Below are 20,564 nucleotides of genomic sequence, written 5' to 3' on the forward strand. Positions count from 1 at the left end.
CCCGCTCCCACAGAACAGCATGCGTCTACACCAGGTCTTGCAGGCTTAGTTGCCTTCTTTCAGACCCAGGTCAGCCAGTGCCTTGGCGGCAACTTTGGCTGGCAGTGGGATGTAGCCGTCCTTGACTACAACTTCCTGGCCCTGTTTGGACAGAACCAGTTTCACGAACTCAGCTTCCAGCGGGGCCAGAGGCTTGTTCGGGGCTTTGTTGACGTACACGTAGAGGAAGCGCGACAGCGGGTATTTGCCGTTCAGGGCGTTTTCTTCGCTGTCTTCGATGAAGTCAGTGCTGCCTTTCTTGGCCAGGGCCACGGTCTTCACGCTTGCAGTCTTGTAGCCGATGCCCGAGTAACCGATGCCGTTCAGCGAGGAGCTGATCGACTGCACGACCGAAGCCGAGCCTGGTTGTTCGTTCACGTTTGGCTTGTAGTCGCCTTTGCACAGGGCTTCTTCTTTGAAGTAGCCGTAGGTGCCGGATACCGAGTTACGACCGAACAATTGAACTGGCTTGTTGGCCAGGTCGCCGGTCACACCCAGATCACCCCAGGTTTTCACATCGGCTTTGGCGCCGCACAGACGCGTCGAGGAGAAGATCGCGTCGACCTGTTCCATGGTCAGGTGCTGGATCGGGTTGTCTTTGTGTACGAACACAGCCAGGGCATCCACGGCAACCGGGATAGCGGTTGGCTTGTAGCCGTACTTCTGCTCGAAGGCCGCCAGTTCGGTGTCCTTCATCTTGCGGCTCATCGGGCCCAGGTTGGAGGTGCCTTCAGTCAGCGCAGGTGGCGCGGTGGCGGAGCCGGCGGCTTGAATCTGGATGTTGACGTTCGGGTATTCCTTTTTGTAACCCTCAGCCCACAGGGTCATCAGGTTAGCCAGGGTATCGGAACCGACGCTGGACAGGTTGCCCGACACACCAGTGGTCTTAACGTAAGCCGGGATTGCCGGATCAACACCAGCGGCCACCGCGTTGGCGGTCGCAACGCCAGCAGCGACAAAAGTCATTGCCGCCATCAAACGTTTCAGTTTCATGCCTTGCTCCTAGCAGATAGGGATAGTTGGATCGGGGCCAAGTATCGGTAGGCCGTGTGAACACTCTATGTCCGCAATGTGACAATTAGATGAAAGGCCAGTATTTGTGAAAAACCTGACAGGAAGGGGGAAAGCCAATCAAACCGGGGCTTGCGAGGAGTTTGAGGCGATTTCAGAAACACTCTGTAATTGTTGACGCCTATTCTGCCGAAACTTCCGACAGCTTTTTAAGGTTGTCGCTCGGAAGCGAGCTGACTAACCTCCTTCGCCTCCCATGCCCAAGCGTGAGCATTTACCTAAGGTTGACAAAATCAAAGTTGAGAATAGCCTTGTCAACCTAAGGAGACTTTCAATGATCAACGACCGAATTCGCCGCGCACGGCTATTAAGAGGCATGTCACTTGAAGCGCTGGCGCTTCGACTGGGAGACATCACCAAACAAGGCCTGAGCAAATATGAGAAAGGCTCAAGTACTCCAAACTCTCAACGCCTTCTGCAATTAGCCAAGGCATTGGAGGTAAGCCCGGAGTATTTTTTCCGCCCCGAAGCCTTGCCCCTCGCACCGCTGGAGTTTCGCAAGCTGGCCAAAATGCCCCAATACCGCCAGGTACAGGTCGAAGAGCAGGTTCGTGAGCATCTGGAGCGTTATATCGCCCTGGAAGATTGCTTCGATTCTTCGGATATCCAAACCGCCAAAACTCCAGCGCTCATGTTACCGGTTTCTTCGGTTGAAGCCGCCGAGCAGGCAGCGCAAGCGTTGCGTAAACAGTGGGGAATGGGCGACGACTCCATAGCCCACTTGACCGAACAACTGGAGGAGCACGGCATCAAGGTAGTAATGCTGGAGGGCCCGGATGATTTTGATGGTGCTTGTGCAGCTACCCATGATGGCGAACACGTGTTGATAGCGTTGAATGCTCAACGCCCCGGCGAACGCATACGCTTCACTGCTGCCCACGAACTGGGCCATTGGGTGATGCAATTTCCCAAGGAGATGCCAGAACGGGAAAGGGAAAACTGTTGCCACCGCTTTGCAGGAGCTTTTCTTTACCCGGCCAAAGCCGTTTTCCGCGACTTTGGCAGCCGTCCGCGCTCCAGAATCCATCCCCAGGAATTGCTGATTGCCAAGCGTCAGTACGGGTTATCAATGCACGCGGCACTGCGTCGATTGAAAGATTTAAATCTCGTAGGCGATGCAGGCTACAAGTTGCTCACCATCCAATTCAGCACCAATGGCTGGCGCAAGACCGAGCCCGAGCCCCTACCCTGCAAACCGCCACAACGTTTCGAGTCTTTGGTGTTCTGGGCATTGGCAGAGGAGCTGATAACCAAGTCCCGAGCTGCGGAGCTATTGCGAAGGCCAATACAGGCACTGGAGAGTGCATGAGCCTGATTTACATCAGCGACACGAATATCTGGATTGACTTCAGAAATGCCGGACTGCTGGAACAAATGTTCAGACTGCCCTTTACGCTTTGCTGTACCGACTTCGTCCTCTATGAGCTGGAAGACTTCCCGCACGACCAATTGCTCTCCAGAGGACTAGTGGTTGAGTCGTTTGACGAAAGCGGCGTACGAGAATTGCTCAATCTGAAAGTTGAGCACGGGAATAGCTCATTGGCCGATGTGTCCTGCTATTTACTGGCTCGGTCAACGGGCAGACCGTTGCTCACCGGAGATGGTAAGTTGCGTCGCCAGGCGCAGAAAGATGGCATCCAGGTACGCGGTGCACTGTGGCTACTGGACCTTATGGTCGAACACCATGCAATCACATCTTCAGTCGCCGCGCAGGCCCTGGAAAACATGCTTTGGCACGGCGCCCGGTTGCCTGGCGCAGAGTGCGAAACAAGGCTCTCCCGTTGGAGAGAGCCAGATTAAGTTTTACCGACCGCGTTTCCACAGATAGGCACCCACCAACGTCCCCATCACACACAGCACGGCGACATAGTAAGAGGGCCCCATCGGGCTTTCCTTCATCAGCAGCGACACCGCCAGCGGCGTCAGACCGCCAAACACGGCGTAGGCAACGTTATAGGAGAACGACAACCCGCTGAAACGCACCACCGGCGGGAAAGCTTTCACCATCACGTAAGGCACCACACCGATCACGCCCACAAACAGGCCGGTCAGGGTGTACAGCGGGAAGAGCCAGTTCGGGTGGTCGATGAGGCTGTGGTAAAGCGTCCACGACGTCGCCAGCAGCAGCAGGCAACCGATGACCAGCACACGACCAGCGCCAAAGCGGTCGGCCAATGCGCCGGAGGCGATGCAACCCAGGCTGAGGGTGACGATCGCCATGCTGTTGGCTTGCAGCGCAACGGTGGGGCTGAAGTGGTAAACGGTTTGCAACACGGTCGGGGTCATCAGGATGACCACGACCACACCGGCCGACAGCAACCAGGTCAACAGCATCGACAGCACAATGGCGCCACGGTGGTCGCGCAATACCGCGCGCAGCGGCAGCTCCGCCGCCAGGGCTTTGCGTTGCTGCATCTCGGCGAAGATCGGCGTTTCATGCAACCAGCGGCGCAGGTACACCGAGAGCAGGCCGAACACGCCGCCGAGCAGGAACGGGATCCGCCAGGCGTAATCCGAGACTTGCTCGGGGCTGTATAGGGTGTTGATACCGGTGGCCACCAGCGAGCCCAGCAGAATGCCGGCGGTAAGGCCACTGGTCAGCGTGCCGCAGGCGTAGCCGATGTGACGCGGCGGTACGTGCTCGGAAACGAATACCCAGGCGCCCGGCACTTCGCCGCCAATCGCTGCACCCTGGATCACGCGCATCAACAGCAGCAGCAGCGGCGCCCACAAACCGATCTGCGCATAGGTCGGCAGCAGGCCCATGATCAGGGTCGGCACGGCCATCATGAAGATGCTCAGGGTGAACATTTTCTTGCGGCCCAGCAGGTCGCCGAAGTGCGCCATGATGATGCCGCCCAGCGGGCGCGCCAGGTAACCGGCGGCGAAGATGCCGAAGGTCTGCATCATGCGCAGCCATTCAGGCATGTCGACGGGGAAGAACAGTTTTCCGACCACGGTGGCGAAAAACACGAAAATGATGAAGTCGTAGAACTCCAGCGCCCCGCCCAAGGCAGACAGCGACAGGGTTTTGTAGTCGTTGCGGGTCAGCGGGCGCGAAGGTTGCGCACTGCTTGCGGGCACGGAGGACATGGCAAGGCTTCTCTTATTGTCAGGACGGCGAACGCGAGACCCCGGCACGCGCCGGGGTCGGTTTGGCACGATAACAAATCGCCCGCAAAAGCACAGCGTTGCTTAACGCCCGCGTTTCCACAGGTAAACACCAACGGCCATGCCCACGACACACACCAGCGCCACATAATAAGCCGGGCCCATCGGGCTCTCCTTGAGCAGCAAGGACACAAACACCGGGCTCAAGCCGCCGAGCACGGCGTAGGCCAGGTTGTAGGAAAACGACAGGCCACTGAAACGCACCGCCGCCGGGAAGCCGGTGACCATCACAAACGGTGCCGCCGTCACGGTGCCCACGAACAACCCGGTCAACATATACAGCGGAAACAGCCATTCAGGATGGCCGGCCAGGCTGGCATACAGCGCCCAGCACGTCAGCATCAAGCCGAAGCAGCCAAACACCAGCACCCGGCCCGCCCCCACGCGGTCGCACAGTTTGCCGGCGATGACCAAGCCCAGCGCCATGGCCACAATCGCCAGGCTGTTGGCCTGCAGGGCAACCCGGGGAGCGAAGTGGTAAACCCCTTGCAACAGCGCGGGCGTCATCAGAATGACCACCACGACACCGGCGGACAGAAACCAGGTCATCAACATCGACAGCACGATCGACTCACGGCTATCACGCAGCACCGTGCGCAGCGGCACTTCGCGGGACAACGCCTTGCGCTGCTGCAACTCGGCGAACACCGGCGTTTCATGCAACCAGCGGCGCAGGTACACCGACAACAGCCCGAACACACCGCCCAGTAGGAACGGGATACGCCACGCGTAATCCGCCACCTGCTCCGGCGTGTACGCGCCATTGATGCCCGTCGCGACCAGCGAACCGAGCAGAATCCCCAGGTTCAAGCCCACCGATAACACACCGACGGCATAGCCAATACGCTTGGCCGGCACGTGTTCAGCCACGAAAATCCACGCACCCGGCACTTCACCACCAATCGCTGCGCCCTGGATGATGCGCATCAACAGCAATAACACCGGCGCCAGCAGGCCGACCTGTGCATACGTCGGCAACAAGCCGATGGCCAACGTCGGCAGCGCCATCAGAAAGATGCTCAGGGTGAACATCTTCTTGCGCCCCAGCAGGTCGCCAAAATGCGCCATCACGATGCCGCCCAGCGGACGAATCAGGTAGCCGGCAGCGAAAATGCCGAAGGTCTGCACCAGACGCATCCACTCGGGCATGTCGGGCGGGAAAAACAACTTGCCCACCACCGCCGCGAAAAACACGAAGATGATGAAGTCATAGAACTCCAGCGCACTGCCCAGGGCGGACAGCGACAGGGTTTTGTAGTCGCTGCGGGTGAGCGAGCGCGCATGGGGCGCAGACGTAGGCATGGCAAGGCTTCTCTATTAAGGCGAGTACTTGCCGGAACAACACCCCAGCACCTGCAAATATTCCGTGCCATGAGCACAGTTGCCGGAAAAAGCCCCGTTACAGCCGCGATTTACCGACCAAATGAGCCGCGGGAGGTCGTCGCGGCGCCAGCGTCTCGATATACTCGGCCCTTGCCAGCGCCAAACCCGCTGTCTTGAGGGGCTGCTGTGCCAAAACGCCGTTGGGTGCCATCCAGCCGGTTTGGCAGAGTTTCCCTTTAGTACGCCTTACGAGAAACGCATCACGCGGTGTATGTTGGTGCTGAAACGTTTTTCCAGAAGACGGCTATCCACTTGAAATACCCATGAAGCGTCACGGGTCAGAGGCACCCTCGGCATGATCGAACTCGAACAAGAAGATCCTATCCCGCAAGGCGATCTCGCCCTGCAAATCACTGCGCTCCCGCGTGAAACCAATGGTTTTGGCGATATCTTCGGCGGCTGGCTGGTCGCGCAGATGGACCTCGCCGGCACCGCAATGGCCAGCAAGGTCGCAGGTGGCCGCGTGGCCACCGTGGCGATTGATCGCATGGCGTTCCTGGTCCCTGTGGCCGTGGGCGCGCAGCTCTCCTTCTATACCCAGGCCTTGGAAATCGGCCGCAGCTCGATCCAGATGATGGTCGAAGTGTGGAGCGACGACCCGCTGTCCAGCGAATGGCGCAAGGTCACCGAGGCGGTGTTTGTATTCGTCGCCATCGACGGCAGCGGCCGCACGCGTTCGGTCCCGTCGCGCGCGCGTTAAACCTCGCGGGGTTTTGACGGTCAATTGCCCCATTGCCTGCCATAAAGAGTGCTTCGTATGCCTGTGCCCCACGTTGAAACCGTGAAAATCGACGAGCTGGACTGCTGGCGCATCCGCCATAACGGCGCCGAACTGATGGTGGCCCAACAGGGCGCGCATATTTTCAGTTACGGCCGCGATGGCGAGCAGCCGCTGATCTGGCCAAACCCCGAGGCGGTGTTCAAGAAAGGCAAAGGCATCCGCACGGGCGTCCCGGTGTGCTGGCCGTGGTTTGGCGTATTTGACCGTAACCCGCAAAGCGTTAAGGCGATGCGCCACAGCGAGCAACCTGCTGGCGCTCACGGCTTTGTGCGCACGGCGCTCTGGGAACTGGCCGGAACCGAGCTTGAAGGCGAAGCACTGCGGGTCGATCTGGCGTTGCCGGTGCCTGCGGGCGGCTTTCCGGGCTGGCGGCATGAAGTCGACTTGAAGCTGAGCCTGCTGCTGGACGATCAACTGCATATCCGTCTGACCAGCTACAACCGTGGCACTGAAACCGTGACCTTGAGCCAGGCGCTGCACACCTACTTCGCCGTGAGCGATGTGCGCAACCTGCAGGTCGAGGGTCTGGACGGGCTGGCGTATATCGACACGGCCGACGGCTGGACCGAGAAAAACCAATCCGGCCTGCTGCACTTCACCGCCGAAACCGACCGCATCTACCTCGATACGCCTGCGCAATTGAACATTGTCGATAAAGACTGGCAGCGCCGTATCCAGCTCACCAGCCAGGGTTCGAACTCGACGGTGATCTGGAACCCGTGGACCGAGCGTGCCAAGGCTTTTGACGACATGGCCGACGATGGCTGGCAGGGCATGCTGTGCATCGAGACGGCGAATGTGCTGGATGATGTGGTGACGTTGGCGCCGGGCGAAAGCCATACGCTGGGCGTGAGCATCAACAGTCTCGGCCTGTAAACCCCGATCAAAAATGTGGGAGCTGGCTTGCCTGCGATAGCATCACCCGGCTATCACTGATACACCGAGGTGCCTGCATCGCAGGCAAGCCAGCTCCCACATGGGTTATGTACTGAGTTCTAGAGATCGGATTCCTTTACTGCCCGCACTTTCCCCGCATCCAGCGCATACGCCGCATCAGCCAAATCGTTATTCACTTTCTCCACCTTCAGCGTGCCGGTCACCCACAGCGGCGTGTAGATATCATCCAGCTTCAGCCCCTTGGGGTAGCGCACCAGCACCAATTGATTTGGCGGCGGTGGCGGCACATGGATGCAGGCGCCCGGGTACGGCACCAGGAAGAACAACGTGCTGCGGCCTTTTGCGTCAGTTTCCAGCGGCACCGGGTAACCACCGATGCGGATGTTCTTGCCGTTCATGGCCCCCACTGTTTTGGTCGAATACATCACCGCCGGCAAGCCTTTGCTTTGCTTGAGGCCACCTTTGTCAGTGAACGTGCCTTGGGCTTCGGGGGAGTTGTGGTCGATTTCGGGCATGGCTTCGAGGGCTTTCTGGTCGGAAAGCGGCATCAGTTCGAGCCAGTCGGTTTCCGGCAGTTCGCCGGCGTGCGCCAGGCCGGAACCCAGCAGGAGGAGAGTCAAAAGAAGACGGCGCATGGAGAGGCTCGGCAAAGTCGGAAGCCGAGCATTCTAGCCCTCTGCGCCTGCGTAGCGCAGAGGGCTTCGTCGCTAAATTACTTTTTGCGCAGCAAGCCGTAAATCACCAGCAACACGATGGCGCCGATCAGCGCACCGAGGAAGCCTGCGCCCTGGCCAGCCTGGTAGATGCCCAGCGCCTGACCACCGTAAGTGGCGACCAGCGAACCTGCGATACCCAGCAGGATGGTCATGATCCAGCCCATGCTGTCGTCGCCTGGCTTGAGGAAACGCGCGAGCAGACCGACGATCAGGCCGATAAAGATGGTTCCGATGATACCCATGGCATTTCCCTCTGAATGAAGTGAACTACGCGAAAGCCTAGTCAGACTTTGGCGTCCTGCAATGAGAGAGGCGGCGGCAACCAATGGTTCCCGCCGATCCCAGGATTACTGTTCGGCGATCAGCGCTTCGACCTTGAGGATCTGCGCTTCAAGCGTCGCGCGGTCCTTGCAGCGCAAGTTGGCGTGGCCGACCTTGCGCCCGGCCTTGAAGGCCTTGCCGTAGTGATGCAGGTGGCAGTCATCAATCGCGATGACTTTTTCCACCGCCGGCACCGTGCCGATGAAGTTGAGCATCGCGCTCTCGCCGACCTTGGCCGTGGAACCCAGCGGCAAGCCCGCCACCGCCCGCAGGTGGTTTTCAAACTGGCTGCACTCGGCGCCTTCGGTGGTCCAGTGCCCGGAGTTGTGCACGCGTGGGGCGATTTCGTTGGCCTTGAGGCCACCGTCGACTTCAAAGAACTCGAACGCCATCACGCCGACATAATCCAGTTGCTTGAGCACACGGCTGGAATAATCTTCCGCCAGGGCCTGCAACGGGTGATCGGTACTGGCCACGGACAACTTGAGGATGCCGCTGTCGTGGGTGTTGTGCACCAACGGGTAGAAGCGGGTTTCGCCATCGCGGGCACGCACGGCGATCAACGAGACTTCGCCGGTGAACGGCACGAAGCCTTCCAGCAGGCAGGCAACGCTGCCCAGCTCGGCGAAGGTGCCGACCACGTCAGCCGCGGTGCGCAGGACTTTCTGGCCCTTGCCGTCGTAACCCAGGGTGCGGGTTTTCAGCACGGCCGGCAGGCCGATGCTGGCAACGGCGGCGTCCAGGTCCGCCTGGGACTGGATGTCGGCGAAGGCCGGGGTCGGAATGCCCAGGTCCTTGAACATGCTTTTCTCGAACCAGCGGTCGCGGGCGATGCGCAAGGCTTCGGCGCTCGGGTACACCGGCACGAACTGCGACAGGAAGGCCACGGTTTCAGCCGGGACGCTTTCGAACTCGAAGGTCACCAGGTCGACTTCATCGGCCAGTTGGCGCAGGTGGTCCGGGTCGCTGTAGTCAGCGCGCAGATGCTCACCGAGTGCGGCCGCGCAAGCGTCCGGCGCAGGGTCCAGGAAAGCGAAGTTCATCCCCAGCGGGGTGCCCGCCAGGGCCAGCATGCGACCCAGTTGGCCGCCACCGATTACACCGATTTTCATCGTAAAAAAACCTCAGGCGATGCGTGGGTCTGGATTGTCCAGCACGCTGTCTGTCTGCTCGGCACGGAATTTTTTCAGCACCGCGTGGAACTGCGGGTGCTTGGCGCCCAGGATGCTGGCGGACAGCAGGGCTGCGTTGATCGCGCCAGCCTTGCCGATGGCCAGGGTTGCCACCGGAATACCGGCTGGCATCTGCACGATGGACAACAGCGAATCCACGCCCGAGAGCATTGCCGACTGCACCGGCACGCCGAGCACCGGCAGGTGGGTCTTGGCCGCACACATGCCTGGCAGGTGCGCTGCACCGCCGGCACCGGCGATGATCACCTCGATGCCACGGGATTCTGCTTCATCGGCATACTGGAACAGCAAATCCGGGGTGCGGTGGGCAGAGACCACTTTCACTTCATACGGAATGCCGAGTTTTTCCAGCATATCGGCGGTGTGGCTAAGGGTGGACCAATCGGACTTGGAGCCCATGATCACGCCAACCAATGCACTCATCGTCGTGCCTCTTCTCTCTGGGCGCCCGCAGGCGCGTCAAAAAACAACAAGCCACGCGGGAAATCCGGCGTGGCTTGTTGTACGAATTTTGGCCGATTGGACCGGCCGAAGGCCGCGCAGTATACCGTAATAATCCAGATAAACAGCCCCTTGGATGACCATCTGTCTTACCGGCCAACGTGGCGGTTTTATTGACTCAAGAGTCAGCGAAAAGCTCAAGCCGGTGGGTCTTGGCGATGGCATCCATCAGGGTCGGCGACACCCCCACGTTTGCCGCGATTACCGGCCATTGCAAGACAGCCTCGTGTACTTCGCGGATGATCTGCCGAGGTTTAAGCCCCTTGATCTGGCTCGCGACACTGAGCAAGTCTTCAAGTACAAAGTTATCGCGCTTACCGTTAATGCTCATCTGATGGCTATCGACCCAGAAATTACCGGGCATATAGGACCACGTCACGTCATAGGCAGGTGACAGATACCAAGTGCCATCTGTGTCCAACAGAAAGCTGATGTTCTTGGTGTGATCGTCCTGGTTTCGGGCGATAACGTTGAACACCATCCGCCGGAAAAACTGCTCTGCCTCGCGACGGCTCAACTTCAATGCCCTGAACACGCTCAACGCCTCAACGTACGAGTACTCACCAGGCTTTTTGTAGTCGGCATGGTCCAGCGCGCACAGCGTAGCCGTATGAATTTTCTCGCCATCATCCGTGCGATCGAATCGTTTGGTCATGAAATGGGCGCGGCCGCCCTCTTCGAGTAGACGGCATTCGGTCATCACCACACCGGCCTGCCTAGCCATCAGGTGATACGCGTATTCGATACGGCCAAATCCCTGGCTATCGGCAAGCACGTCAGTGTTTTTTGCGACGTCAAACTTGAGAAGCCAGTAGCTATACCCCTTTGGCGCCGTCACCTGGCCCGACCTGACATGCCCTTCGTCGTTGATCGCAATGATTGCCTTCGCACGCGCACCGCCCGCACTGGTGCCGACCTGAATCAAGCGCTGCAACGCGGCATCATCCACCGTGGGATCGTTGGACGTCAGGCGATCCTCCAGACTCTCGCGCCCCGCAAGGACTTCGCCAGCCAACTGCACCAGAGCCTCGATCTCGATACTGTCCGCCTCGTTAGCCTCTGTCTTTATGGCCGGCCGATATTCCAGGGCGCCCATGCCGCGATTACCCTGGTACAGCAACCGATCCAGCGGGGTGAAAGAACGCTTGTCGCGACCTTGCTGGGCCAACCAGGCATCGATCAGGGCATTGCCGAAGTCATCCGGGAGCGAGTCGGCAAAGATCGCCGGAAGCGCTTTATAGGTTTCCCGGTTCAGTTGTGTGAACGCATAGGTGTAACCCACACGGGCGGGCATATGGATTGGCGAGATTTCCAACCCGGTGGCGACGAACTCGGAAGAAAACTCGAACTCGCCCACCTGGCTTGCCTCATCCCAATTGAGCGCGCCAACGTACAGGCCCCATAAGTAGATTTGTGCGATCACCAACTCGTGTCCTTCTCTGATGCGTCAGGAACGATGAGCTTCTTCTGGCCCGCCACCAACGCGCCTGTGGAGAGTGGCTTGCGGGTGGTGTAGGCACGTTGACGTTTCTTCCCGGCCATCTTCGCCATCTGGATGGGACTTGAACGCACCTCCTCGACAAGAGAACTCAACCGGTCCAACTCCCCGATCACGCGCAACACCGCAATCAGGTTGAGCAAGGTGCCCTTGCCCGCCATCAACTGGCGTAACGTGGTGCGAGAGATGCCCGCCTCTTCAGCGACGGTTTGCTGATTGATGTTCTTTTTCACCCTCAAGGCTTCAAGGCGCGAGCCGATCACTTGCGCGATGGCTTGCTCACTCATCGTAGTCATCCGCATTTTGTCTGGCTTCCTGATCGATAGGTGAACTTCAAGCACTTATTGATCAGTATCCTAGCCAATAATCCGGCGACATGTAAGTCGATGTATAGGACCTTATTTTTTGGATAGAAACATGATCAAAATATGGCTTAAAGCTCAATATTGATCAGTAAACTATCCAATTTATAAAAATCAGGCCTAGCTACGTTCTGCCACAGGATTCTGAGCAGCACCACCTTCCAGCTTGCGCCACAACAACCGCACGTTCGCCTTGCGCACCAACGCGCAGCGATACAAGCGAATCTCCAGCGGTACATGCCACTGCGGCCCGCCGCACACCACCAATTCACCCCGGGCCAACTCGGCGCGCACGCTCAACTGCGGCACCCAGGCAATGCCCAACCCTTCGAGCGCCATGCTTTTGAGGCTGTCGGCCATCGCCGTCTCGTAGACAGTGGTAAAGCGCAACGCGCGCTGGCGCAGCAGCAGATGAACCGAGCGCCCTAGAAACGCACCGGCGCTGTAGGCCAACAACGGCACACTGCCCTCGCCTTCCAGGTCGAACAACGGCTTGCCGTCAGCATCCGCCGCGCACACCGGAAGCATTTCGGTGTTGCCCAAGTGCAGCGAGGGGAAGATTTCGGCATCCATCTGCATCGCCGCGTCCGGGTCGTAGAACGCCAGCATCAAGTCACAGCCGCCTTCACGCAGGGCGTGCACCGCATCACCCACGTTAGTGGCGACCAGCCGCGTGGCAATGTTCAGCCCCTCATTGCGCAGTTGCGCGATCCAGCGCGGGAAGAAGCCCAACGCCAGGGAGTGCGCCGCCGCCACTTGCATGACTTCGCCCTGCCCGCCTTCCAGATGATGCAAATGGCGCAAGACTTCACCCAGCTGTTCGACCACGGTACGCGCCGTTACCAGAAACAACTGCCCCGCCGCCGTCAGCTCGACCGGCGTGCGCGAACGGTTGACCAGCGTCAAACCCAGCGCGGCTTCAAGGCTGCGAATACGTCGGCTGAACGCCGGCTGGGTCACAAAGCGCCGCTCTGCCGCCTGGGAAAAACTGCGGGTCGCCGCCAGGGCGCTGAAGTCTTCCAGCCATTTGCTCTCAAGGTTCATTACTTCCTCCCACGGGTACGCACCATTTTGGCACACACGACTGCCATGATAACCGGGTCACAGCTACATTATGCCGTTTGTGCATAGGCCAGCGGTTAACAGCATTGGCCCAAAAACTTCTACAAGCCTAGCATTCGCAGCGTTCCGGCCAGTTCCGGGTCCTTATTGAGATGATTTCCGTCATGTCCTCCGCTGCATCATTCCGCTCAGAAAAAGACCTGCTTGGCGTACTCGACGTACCCGCTCAAGCGTATTACGGCATCCAGACCTTGCGAGCGGTGAATAACTTCCGCCTCTCAGGCGTTCCGATTTCGCATTACCCGAAATTGGTGGTCGGCCTGGCAATGGTCAAACAGGCAGCCGCTGACGCCAACCGCGAGTTGGGCCAGCTCAGCGAAGCCAAGCACGCTGCCATCAGCGAAGCCTGTGCCCGTCTGATCCGCGGCGATTTCCACGAAGAGTTCGTGGTGGACATGATTCAAGGCGGCGCCGGCACTTCAACCAACATGAATGCCAACGAAGTCATCGCCAACATCGCGTTGGAGGCCATGGGCCACAACAAGGGTGAGTATCAGTACCTGCACCCCAACAACGACGTGAACATGGCGCAGTCGACCAACGACGCCTACCCGACCGCGATCCGCTTGGGTCTGCTGCTGGGCCATGACGCGCTGCTGGCCAGCCTCGACAGCCTGATTCAGGCCTTCGCCGCCAAAGGCGTCGAGTTCAGCCACGTGCTGAAAATGGGCCGCACCCAATTGCAAGACGCCGTGCCGATGACCCTCGGCCAGGAATTCCGCGCCTTCGCCACCACCCTCGGTGAAGACCTGGCGCGCCTGAAAACGCTGGCACCAGAACTGCTGACTGAAGTGAACCTGGGCGGCACCGCCATCGGCACCGGCATCAACGCCGACCCGCGTTACCAGGCCCTGGCCGTACAACGCCTGGCCCTGATCAGCGGCCAGCCGCTGGTACCGGCTGCCGACCTGATCGAAGCCACCTCCGACATGGGCGCGTTCGTGCTGTTCTCCGGCATGCTCAAGCGTACTGCGGTGAAGCTGTCGAAGATCTGCAACGACCTGCGCCTGCTGTCCAGCGGCCCACGTACCGGTATCAACGAGATCAACCTGCCGGCGCGTCAGCCAGGCAGCTCGATCATGCCCGGCAAGGTCAACCCGGTGATTCCGGAAGCCGTGAACCAGGTTGCATTCCAGGTGATCGGTAACGACCTGGCCCTGACCATGGCGGCCGAAGGCGGCCAACTGCAGCTGAACGTGATGGAGCCGCTGATCGCCTTCAAGATCTTCGACTCGATCCGCCTGCTGCAACGCGCCATGGACATGCTGCGCGAGCACTGCATCGTCGGCATCACCGCCAACGAAGCCCGCTGCCGCGAGCTGGTGGAGCACTCCATCGGCCTGGTCACTGCGCTGAACCCATACATCGGCTATGAAAACGCCACCCGCATCGCACGTATCGCCCTTGAAAGCGGCCGCGGCGTGCTGGAACTGGTGCGCGAAGAAGGCTTGCTCGACGACGCCATGCTCGACGACATCCTGCGCCCCGAAAACATGATTGCCCCACGCCTGGTCCCGCTGAAGGCCTGACGTTTGTTGCACCGCTCACCAGGTTGAGGGACTAGACACCTCTCACCTTTTGAGGGCTTGGAGAACCATTCTCCAGGCCCTTTTTTTTGCCTTGCGCAAAGGCACAATAAATATCAAGGCAAGCGCCGTTCTGGCGTTATGTGAAGTCCTGCCTGGACATTGCAAGCAAAGACGAAATTCTTCATTTTTACCTGCTGTTAAAAAGGACTAAGTTCGGTCATACAGTCTGTGCACTTTTGTGCTGGCGGAACCTGCGACAAAAAAGTCGTCCTGTACCGCCAAACGGAACGTTACGTGCATAGCAATAGAAAAGGGATATCCCCTTTCGTAATAAAAATAGTCAAGGAGGACACCACCGTGAAAAAAGCCAGGATTGAACTCGATTCGGTTGATATGAAAATTTTGGGCCTCATACAGGCCGACTGCCGGATCACCACCTCCAAACTTGCTGAAGTCATGTCCATGAGCGAAACCCCCTGCTGGCGCAGGGTCAAACGCCTTGAAGCGGAAGGCTTTATATCGGGGTATCAAGCCATCCTGAACAAAGAGGCATTAGGCTTTCAAATTACCGCGTTCCTGCATGTATCCGTCGACACGCATACAGAAGAAGTGACACGCCGACTGGAGCATAAGATCGCCTCATGCCCCGAAGTTATCGGGTTATACAATGTAACTGGCGACTATGACTTCTTGATACATCTGGTTTGCAGAAATATTCAGGAGTGTACTTTCTTTATTGAAAATACACTGCGCGACATTGACTGCGTGAAGCAAATAAAAACATCCATTACCTTGCGCGAAGTTTACAAGAGCAACTTGTTGCCGCTGGCCGAGTGCGTGTAGCCAGGACGGCCAAAAAGCACAAAAGGCGCTGCTTTTCGTCACGAGCAGCTGCCGCCACGCAGGCTCATTCGTAACCCGTTGTTACAATTAGAAAAAACCGAGAAGCAGGAGAAATATTTCAAATTGACATAGCCGAGCGGAATAATCTTGCTAACTTTCAGGGTTCCACAGCTGAATTAGCAATTTTATTTTGTTCAGCGTGTGGAAGTATTTCGGGTGAGCCGGGGTCAGGTATTGCGTAGCGAGTCTGTATATGAGCTACGCACATAGCGCCCGTTGAAGGTGGCTCGCCCATAATCTATCTGATGAGGAATACTCAATGTCCAACAATACAGAAGTTCAGCGCCCTCAAGAGCCCGTTGTCACCACGCAGAAAAAGATTGTGATCAAAGCCAAAAGCGATCGTCCGATCCTGATGGCCTCCCACCTGTAATACAGCGCCGCACCGGGCAACTTATGTTGCCCGGTTTATCCATGGAAAATAGGATGGACTGTCATGGGCGAAAGGTATGTAACTTACGGTCGTTTCTCACACAGTGACGATGCCGCAGTTAAACTCTACGTGGCTTCTGGTATCGAGCATGAAATACAGAATCTGCAAGGCGACTACGTTGAGTGGAACAGGGCACTGTCTCTGTTTGATGGCACTCACTCCACGGCCACCGTGTGCGAGCAAAACAAACAACTCGACGCCAATGAAATTCATGATTTTATAACCGCTCTGGACGACGCCAATCTGGCATTCAAGCAAGAGTCCGGCGTACAGTTTGTCAGTGGTGACGAAGCAATTCTCGAGATCGAAGACCTGCAGGCACAACTGCTGCATGATCTCCTGTACAAGAACAAATTCTGGTTGGCCATGCAGCAACCCGAGACGGTTCCCCAGAATGTTTACTATGGTATGGCCATTGAGAACTTTCATTTTCTTTTTCGAGAAAGCTGGTTCGATTCTCCCGTGCTCAACTTCGTAGCTTCAACAAAAGCACGTTTGATAATGAACGAGTTTTATGCCGAGGAATACGGCCACGACGAACTGATATTCAAGGCTCTGCAAACCCTCGGTGTGTCTCGCGACAGTATCAAGGAGACTATCCCTCTGCCTGAAACCCTTGCACTTTGTAACGCCCTGGCTTACTGGGCGGCAAACGACCCGTTGTTTTTTTTCACCACCATGGGCGTGCTCGAAGGAAAGGATATAGAGGTTGATAGCTTTATCCTTGCCATGCAGAACAGCAAAAAAATAAGCCCCGAATTCATCAAGCCCATCCTCGATCACGCCAACATCAACATTGGTGCCGAGCATGGCGTCCTGACCCGAGAGCTGTTCAGGGAAATCCCTGTGGTCACCCTTGAGCAGCTACGACAAATGCGTGCCAACACGCATATTTTTGTCGAGCTCTACGACAATTTCCACTCAGCCGTATGGAACCATTATTCCACCTCACCTGAGCTATTGAGGACGCTGTCAGGCTTGACTCTCGGGGGACCAGCACATGCAAACTAGTATTAAACGCTTCAACTATCCAAAACTTCGCCACGGTGTTGTTTACACTCAAATCGCCAATGAACATCACCTGGACTATCGAAAACAAAGCATTGTTTTAGAGCAAGACGATACGGCGTCACTCAACAGGGTCATTCAGGACCTTCAGCAAGGCACATTGACGACCGAGGCCTTTTATACCAAGCATGCAGCGGACTATCCTGACGACCAGCTGGAAGTCTTGATTGCCGACCTCGACAAAAACTATTTGCTCACCGAAGGTCAATACCCGCAGATACAGGGCGTACTCTCCGGCGTAGAGTTTGCGAAAAAGCTCAAACTGCTCACCTCAGCGCTTCATGGCAAAATTGGCAACTCGACGCTGTATGAAAAGATGCGTGATGGCTCAGCCACCCGCTCTCAGTTAATCGGGTTTGCCATTGAGTATTACCATATTGTCAAGAGTGCGCCAAAGGTGATTTCACCGGCATTGGCGCACAATAGCCCGGCCGATGTTTACCAGGGCATCAAGCAATTGTTTCTTGAGGAACATGACCACGAATCGTTATTGGCCAATGCACTGAGCCATGTAGGCGTTGAGCGTGCACAATTAGCCATGACGTCGCCTCTCGACACGACGTTCGCTATTTACTCAACGCTGGGAGTGTACGCACGCCAGCACATCATCAGTTTCATCAGTGCGTTGTTTTTATTTGAAGAGCCCTACCCGGAGTTCAATAAGCTGTTTGTAGAGTCGTGTTCACGGCTGGAACTGCCGGAAGCATTCTGGAAACCGATTATCGGGCATTCCGACGTAAACAGTGATGCCGATCATGGGGCAATCACGGATTCACTGCTGGTTCATTATTCGGCGATTTCTGAAGAAGAGTGCAGGGTCACGCTGATTCATATCTGTGCACTGTTAGAGCTGATGGCGGCCTGGGACAAGCAAATTTGTACGCACTATGGTAGCGACGTTACGCTCAGACTCTTCAACTAATGCGAGGATAAGCAATGGACGCCTGGTCGCTGGAAGCATTTAAAAAGCCTTATTTGAAAGTTGGTCATATTGAAAAGACCGGCGCCGGGATTTTTGAACTGGGGGAGACCGGCTCCGAGTTTGTGATAGAAACCCAGGCGTGCGATGAACTTATCGCCACTGTTCAGGACTTGAAGAGTCCCGACAACGCACAGTGGCGCTCGCTGACCGAGCGTCATGAAGCAGACGAAGTTCGCGCGCTGATTGATCACTTGAATGAAGCCGGGTTAGTTCGCGAGTCCAGTCCTGAACATACGTTGCAGGGTAAGCGAAACATTACCCAGGACAGCTTGGCGGAAGCCATGGATGCGCTGCAGAACACTGACTTTGACGACCCCGCGCTGTGCCATCGATTGCTCGATTTCATCGAAAACCTGCACCACACCTCTGTCAGGAAAGTGCTTGCCGAAAGCGGGCACGTGTATATCAAGTACACCAAGCTCACACTGTTATGTTGGACCGTTACCTGCCCGCCCGCCGTCATGGCGGCGAAACAACTGCTGCACGCCCTGACCGGTCACCACGACAACGCGTCCTCGATCGAATATTCGGCATTTTGGGCCGGCGAGCTAAGAAAGTGTCTCAGTGTGTTGGTGTGGCTCTTGAACAAGAGCCAGAAGATTGATGCGCGCAAGGTGGATTTCCCGGCACTGCAAATCGAGGAAATAGATTCCGGGGTCAACCTGGCTGTTCGTCTGGAGCGCTGGGGGCTGGACTTCATGGAGCACGTAGCACCCAGCCAGTATCAGCAAGCACTGGTCACAACCGGCCGTGGTCGTGATGCTTTGATTGCCGCCAGCTACGCGCAGGAATACTACATTACAGATCGATTTGTAGACCTCATCTCACCGGCCATCGCGCAGCGTCTGCCTCGCCCTTTGAAAAAACTGGCTCGCCGTTATTACATGGAAGAGGCGGGTCACGAGCTGTATGAATTGAAGACCTGCAAGGCGCTGGGAATGACCGAAGCACAGTTGCATTCGTCGCTACCCACCCCCTTTGGCCAACTGGTTTGCGATCTCTACACCTGCCTGGCCTCCAAAGAATTGGTGGCTTATTTTGCTGCGGCTACGATCACCGAAGGCTTGCCTGGCCAGGTTAATTTGCTGAATGAATTGTCCGCAGCGAACAACGCCACGCCGTTGTTCAACAAAACCTCGCGCAAGCACGAGTCACTCAACGAGAAGCTGGGCCATCAGTACATCTCCAGAATCATGCTGGCCGAAGTCGGTGAATTGAGTATCGAAGAACAGCAAACGGCGGCCAATGCGTATGCCTTGCTCCTGGACCTGAATATTCGCGCGTGGGAGCAGCTCCATGACTACCACATTACCTTGCAAATGCCCGCCATCAATTACCGCATGCTTGATTACATTGCATGAGTGCCTTGATTGCGCGCTATGAAGCGTTCATCAACCCTCATTGGAGTGAGGTGCTGCACCAACTGGGGGAACAACCGGTATTTGTGCGTGCCAAGGGTGAGTATTTATACGATGACTCAATGAGCCCTTGGCTGGATTTGGTGGGTCATTACGGCGCAGCGATATTCGGCCATAACCACCAGGCGCTCAAGGATGCGTTATCTGCCGCCCTGGAGGCGGATATCCCCTGCGTCACACCGCTGGGGCTCAATGACCTTTCGGCACAGCTGGCGATCGCATTAATTGAACGACTGAACCTGAGCGGCCCTTGGCGGCTCTCCACGCTGACGACCGGAACCGAGGCGGTGGAAGGGGCGATCAAGGCGGCGCTGATACACACCGGCCGCTCTCGCCTTTTAGTCCGTCGTGGGTGCTTTCACGGCAGCAGCAGCCTGGCGATGCATCTCACCGATAATGAGTTGTGGCGCCAGGGCTTTGAAGCACTGCCTTGCCCGCTGGACGTGGTGTACTTCGAAGACATCGACCAGGCAACACGCGAACTGGCCAGCGGGACATTTGCGGCAATGCTGATAGAGCCATTCCAGGCCATCGGCGGCGGCGTCAGCTGTTCGGCGCAGGATGCTGAACGGCTGCTGCTGGCCTGCACGGCGTCGGGAACGGTGAGTATTTGCGACGAGATTTTTTCCGGGCTCGGACGCTGCGGTCACTACAGTGCAATGCAGGCACTGGGCTGGACAGTGCGACCGGACATCTTATTGCTCTCGAAGTCATTGACGGGCGCTTTCTTCCCCAGTGCCCACCTGCTTATGAGGGCACCCATTGCCGACTCGATTTTCGGTCGGCCAGGCTGTCAGAAAATACTCGGATCAACCTTCGCGAACAATGCGCTGGGCTTCAGTGTGGCCCTCACAGCACTGGCGTTACTTGACCGATGCCTGGCGGACAGCGTTGCCAACCAACATCGCAATGCCTTTATACAGGCACTGCATGGGGTGGCCGAGACTGTTGACCCGCCGCTTCAGGTTCAAGCACTGGGCGCCTGCGTCATCGTGGAGTTTGGCGATGCCCAGACCTGCTTTTTCGTCTGGCATTCGCTGTTCGCCAATCAAATATTGACCACGGTCTGCAGCAACAAACCCAGCTGTCTGAAAGTGCTGCCATCGTTGACGATGAATGCAGACAACTACAGCAGATTTATCGATGTATTCACCGCAGTCGTCGCGGAGTGTTAAC

At 57.3% G+C, this 20,564-nt stretch carries 20 protein-coding genes; 10 read left to right on the plus strand and 10 right to left on the minus strand.

The genetic code is table 11. The annotated features are described in order from the left end of the window. Positions 1-45: 45 nt before the first annotated feature. A complete protein-coding gene (locus BFW87_RS10800; protein WP_017135798.1) occupies positions 46-1,032 on the minus strand; it encodes a phosphate ABC transporter substrate-binding protein PstS in 987 nt (328 codons plus the stop codon). Positions 1,033-1,384: 352 nt separating this feature from the next. Here BFW87_RS10800 and BFW87_RS10805 point away from each other — a divergent pair, with 352 nt between their 5' ends. Together BFW87_RS10805 and BFW87_RS10810 are read left to right on the plus strand one after the other, a co-directional pair. Further along, positions 1,385-2,419: a helix-turn-helix domain-containing protein gene (locus BFW87_RS10805; RefSeq protein ID WP_078739821.1), complete on the plus strand. Its 1,035-nt coding sequence runs from the start codon at positions 1,385-1,387 to the stop codon at positions 2,417-2,419. Further along, positions 2,416-2,910 (plus strand): nucleotide-binding protein, encoded by a 495-nt coding sequence (locus BFW87_RS10810; protein ID WP_078739822.1) that lies wholly within the window; start codon positions 2,416-2,418, stop codon positions 2,908-2,910. Before BFW87_RS10805 ends, BFW87_RS10810 begins: the two co-directional genes overlap by 4 nt. Positions 2,911-2,913: 3 nt before the next feature. On the opposite strand, the gene BFW87_RS10815 is transcribed toward BFW87_RS10810, so the two are convergent. Together BFW87_RS10815 and BFW87_RS10820 are read right to left on the minus strand one after the other, a co-directional pair. Continuing rightward, positions 2,914-4,203, minus strand: a complete 1,290-nt coding sequence (locus BFW87_RS10815) for an MFS transporter (protein ID WP_078739823.1) — start codon at positions 4,201-4,203, stop codon at positions 2,914-2,916. Positions 4,204-4,305: 102 nt separating this feature from the next. Next, positions 4,306-5,583: an MFS transporter gene (locus BFW87_RS10820; RefSeq protein ID WP_078739824.1), complete on the minus strand. Its 1,278-nt coding sequence runs from the start codon at positions 5,581-5,583 to the stop codon at positions 4,306-4,308. 376 nt (positions 5,584-5,959) lie between these two features. On the opposite strand from BFW87_RS10820, the gene BFW87_RS10825 reads away from it, so the two are divergent. Both BFW87_RS10825 and BFW87_RS10830 read left to right on the plus strand, forming a co-directional pair. Then, positions 5,960-6,364 (plus strand): acyl-CoA thioesterase, encoded by a 405-nt coding sequence (locus BFW87_RS10825; protein ID WP_003176975.1) that lies wholly within the window; start codon positions 5,960-5,962, stop codon positions 6,362-6,364. 57 nt (positions 6,365-6,421) lie between these two features. Continuing rightward, positions 6,422-7,321 (plus strand): D-hexose-6-phosphate mutarotase, encoded by a 900-nt coding sequence (locus BFW87_RS10830; RefSeq protein ID WP_078739825.1) that lies wholly within the window; start codon positions 6,422-6,424, stop codon positions 7,319-7,321. A 119-nt stretch (positions 7,322-7,440) separates the two neighbouring features. Here the strand turns inward: BFW87_RS10830 and BFW87_RS10835 are convergent, their stop codons facing one another. From BFW87_RS10835 to BFW87_RS10865, 7 genes are all read right to left on the minus strand, one after another. Beyond that, positions 7,441-7,977: a DUF3299 domain-containing protein gene (locus BFW87_RS10835; protein WP_078739826.1), complete on the minus strand. Its 537-nt coding sequence runs from the start codon at positions 7,975-7,977 to the stop codon at positions 7,441-7,443. A gap of 77 nt (positions 7,978-8,054) precedes the next feature. Then, positions 8,055-8,300, minus strand: a complete 246-nt coding sequence (locus BFW87_RS10840; RefSeq protein WP_015886585.1) for a GlsB/YeaQ/YmgE family stress response membrane protein — start codon at positions 8,298-8,300, stop codon at positions 8,055-8,057. A gap of 105 nt (positions 8,301-8,405) precedes the next feature. After that, entirely contained in the window at positions 8,406-9,491 is a 1,086-nt protein-coding gene (locus BFW87_RS10845; protein ID WP_028618517.1) for a 5-(carboxyamino)imidazole ribonucleotide synthase, read from the minus strand. A 12-nt stretch (positions 9,492-9,503) separates the two neighbouring features. Then, entirely contained in the window at positions 9,504-9,995 is a 492-nt protein-coding gene (purE, locus tag BFW87_RS10850) for a 5-(carboxyamino)imidazole ribonucleotide mutase (RefSeq protein WP_003176980.1), read from the minus strand. A gap of 196 nt (positions 9,996-10,191) precedes the next feature. Further along, positions 10,192-11,496: a type II toxin-antitoxin system HipA family toxin gene (locus BFW87_RS10855; protein WP_078739827.1), complete on the minus strand. Its 1,305-nt coding sequence runs from the start codon at positions 11,494-11,496 to the stop codon at positions 10,192-10,194. Next, a complete protein-coding gene (locus BFW87_RS10860) occupies positions 11,493-11,858 on the minus strand; it encodes a helix-turn-helix domain-containing protein (RefSeq protein ID WP_254865867.1) in 366 nt (121 codons plus the stop codon). Before BFW87_RS10860 ends, BFW87_RS10855 begins: the two co-directional genes overlap by 4 nt. Before the next feature lie 195 nt (positions 11,859-12,053). Then, positions 12,054-12,977: a LysR substrate-binding domain-containing protein gene (locus BFW87_RS10865; protein ID WP_078739829.1), complete on the minus strand. Its 924-nt coding sequence runs from the start codon at positions 12,975-12,977 to the stop codon at positions 12,054-12,056. Between the two features lie 182 nt (positions 12,978-13,159). On the opposite strand from BFW87_RS10865, the gene aspA reads away from it, so the two are divergent. The 6 genes from aspA (at position 13,160) to BFW87_RS10895 (ending at position 20,563) form a co-directional block, all read left to right on the plus strand. Beyond that, positions 13,160-14,584, plus strand: a complete 1,425-nt coding sequence (aspA, locus tag BFW87_RS10870; RefSeq protein ID WP_078739830.1) for an aspartate ammonia-lyase — start codon at positions 13,160-13,162, stop codon at positions 14,582-14,584. A 357-nt stretch (positions 14,585-14,941) separates the two neighbouring features. Further along, positions 14,942-15,427, plus strand: a complete 486-nt coding sequence (locus BFW87_RS10875) for an Lrp/AsnC family transcriptional regulator (RefSeq protein WP_254865868.1) — start codon at positions 14,942-14,944, stop codon at positions 15,425-15,427. 496 nt (positions 15,428-15,923) lie between these two features. After that, a complete protein-coding gene (locus tag BFW87_RS10880) occupies positions 15,924-16,931 on the plus strand; it encodes an iron-containing redox enzyme family protein (protein ID WP_078739831.1) in 1,008 nt (335 codons plus the stop codon). Then, positions 16,921-17,910 (plus strand): iron-containing redox enzyme family protein, encoded by a 990-nt coding sequence (locus BFW87_RS10885; RefSeq protein WP_078739832.1) that lies wholly within the window; start codon positions 16,921-16,923, stop codon positions 17,908-17,910. The genes BFW87_RS10880 and BFW87_RS10885 overlap by 11 nt, the downstream gene beginning before the upstream one ends. A 14-nt stretch (positions 17,911-17,924) precedes the next feature. Then, positions 17,925-19,331: a hypothetical protein gene (locus BFW87_RS10890; RefSeq protein ID WP_078739833.1), complete on the plus strand. Its 1,407-nt coding sequence runs from the start codon at positions 17,925-17,927 to the stop codon at positions 19,329-19,331. Continuing rightward, a complete protein-coding gene (locus BFW87_RS10895) occupies positions 19,328-20,563 on the plus strand; it encodes an aminotransferase class III-fold pyridoxal phosphate-dependent enzyme (RefSeq protein WP_078739834.1) in 1,236 nt (411 codons plus the stop codon). Before BFW87_RS10890 ends, BFW87_RS10895 begins: the two co-directional genes overlap by 4 nt. The last annotated feature ends 1 nt before the right edge of the window (position 20,564 follow it).

The organism is Pseudomonas fluorescens (assembly GCF_002022275.1).
In the GTDB taxonomy this organism is placed as follows: domain Bacteria; phylum Pseudomonadota; class Gammaproteobacteria; order Pseudomonadales; family Pseudomonadaceae; genus Aquipseudomonas; species Aquipseudomonas fluorescens_AJ.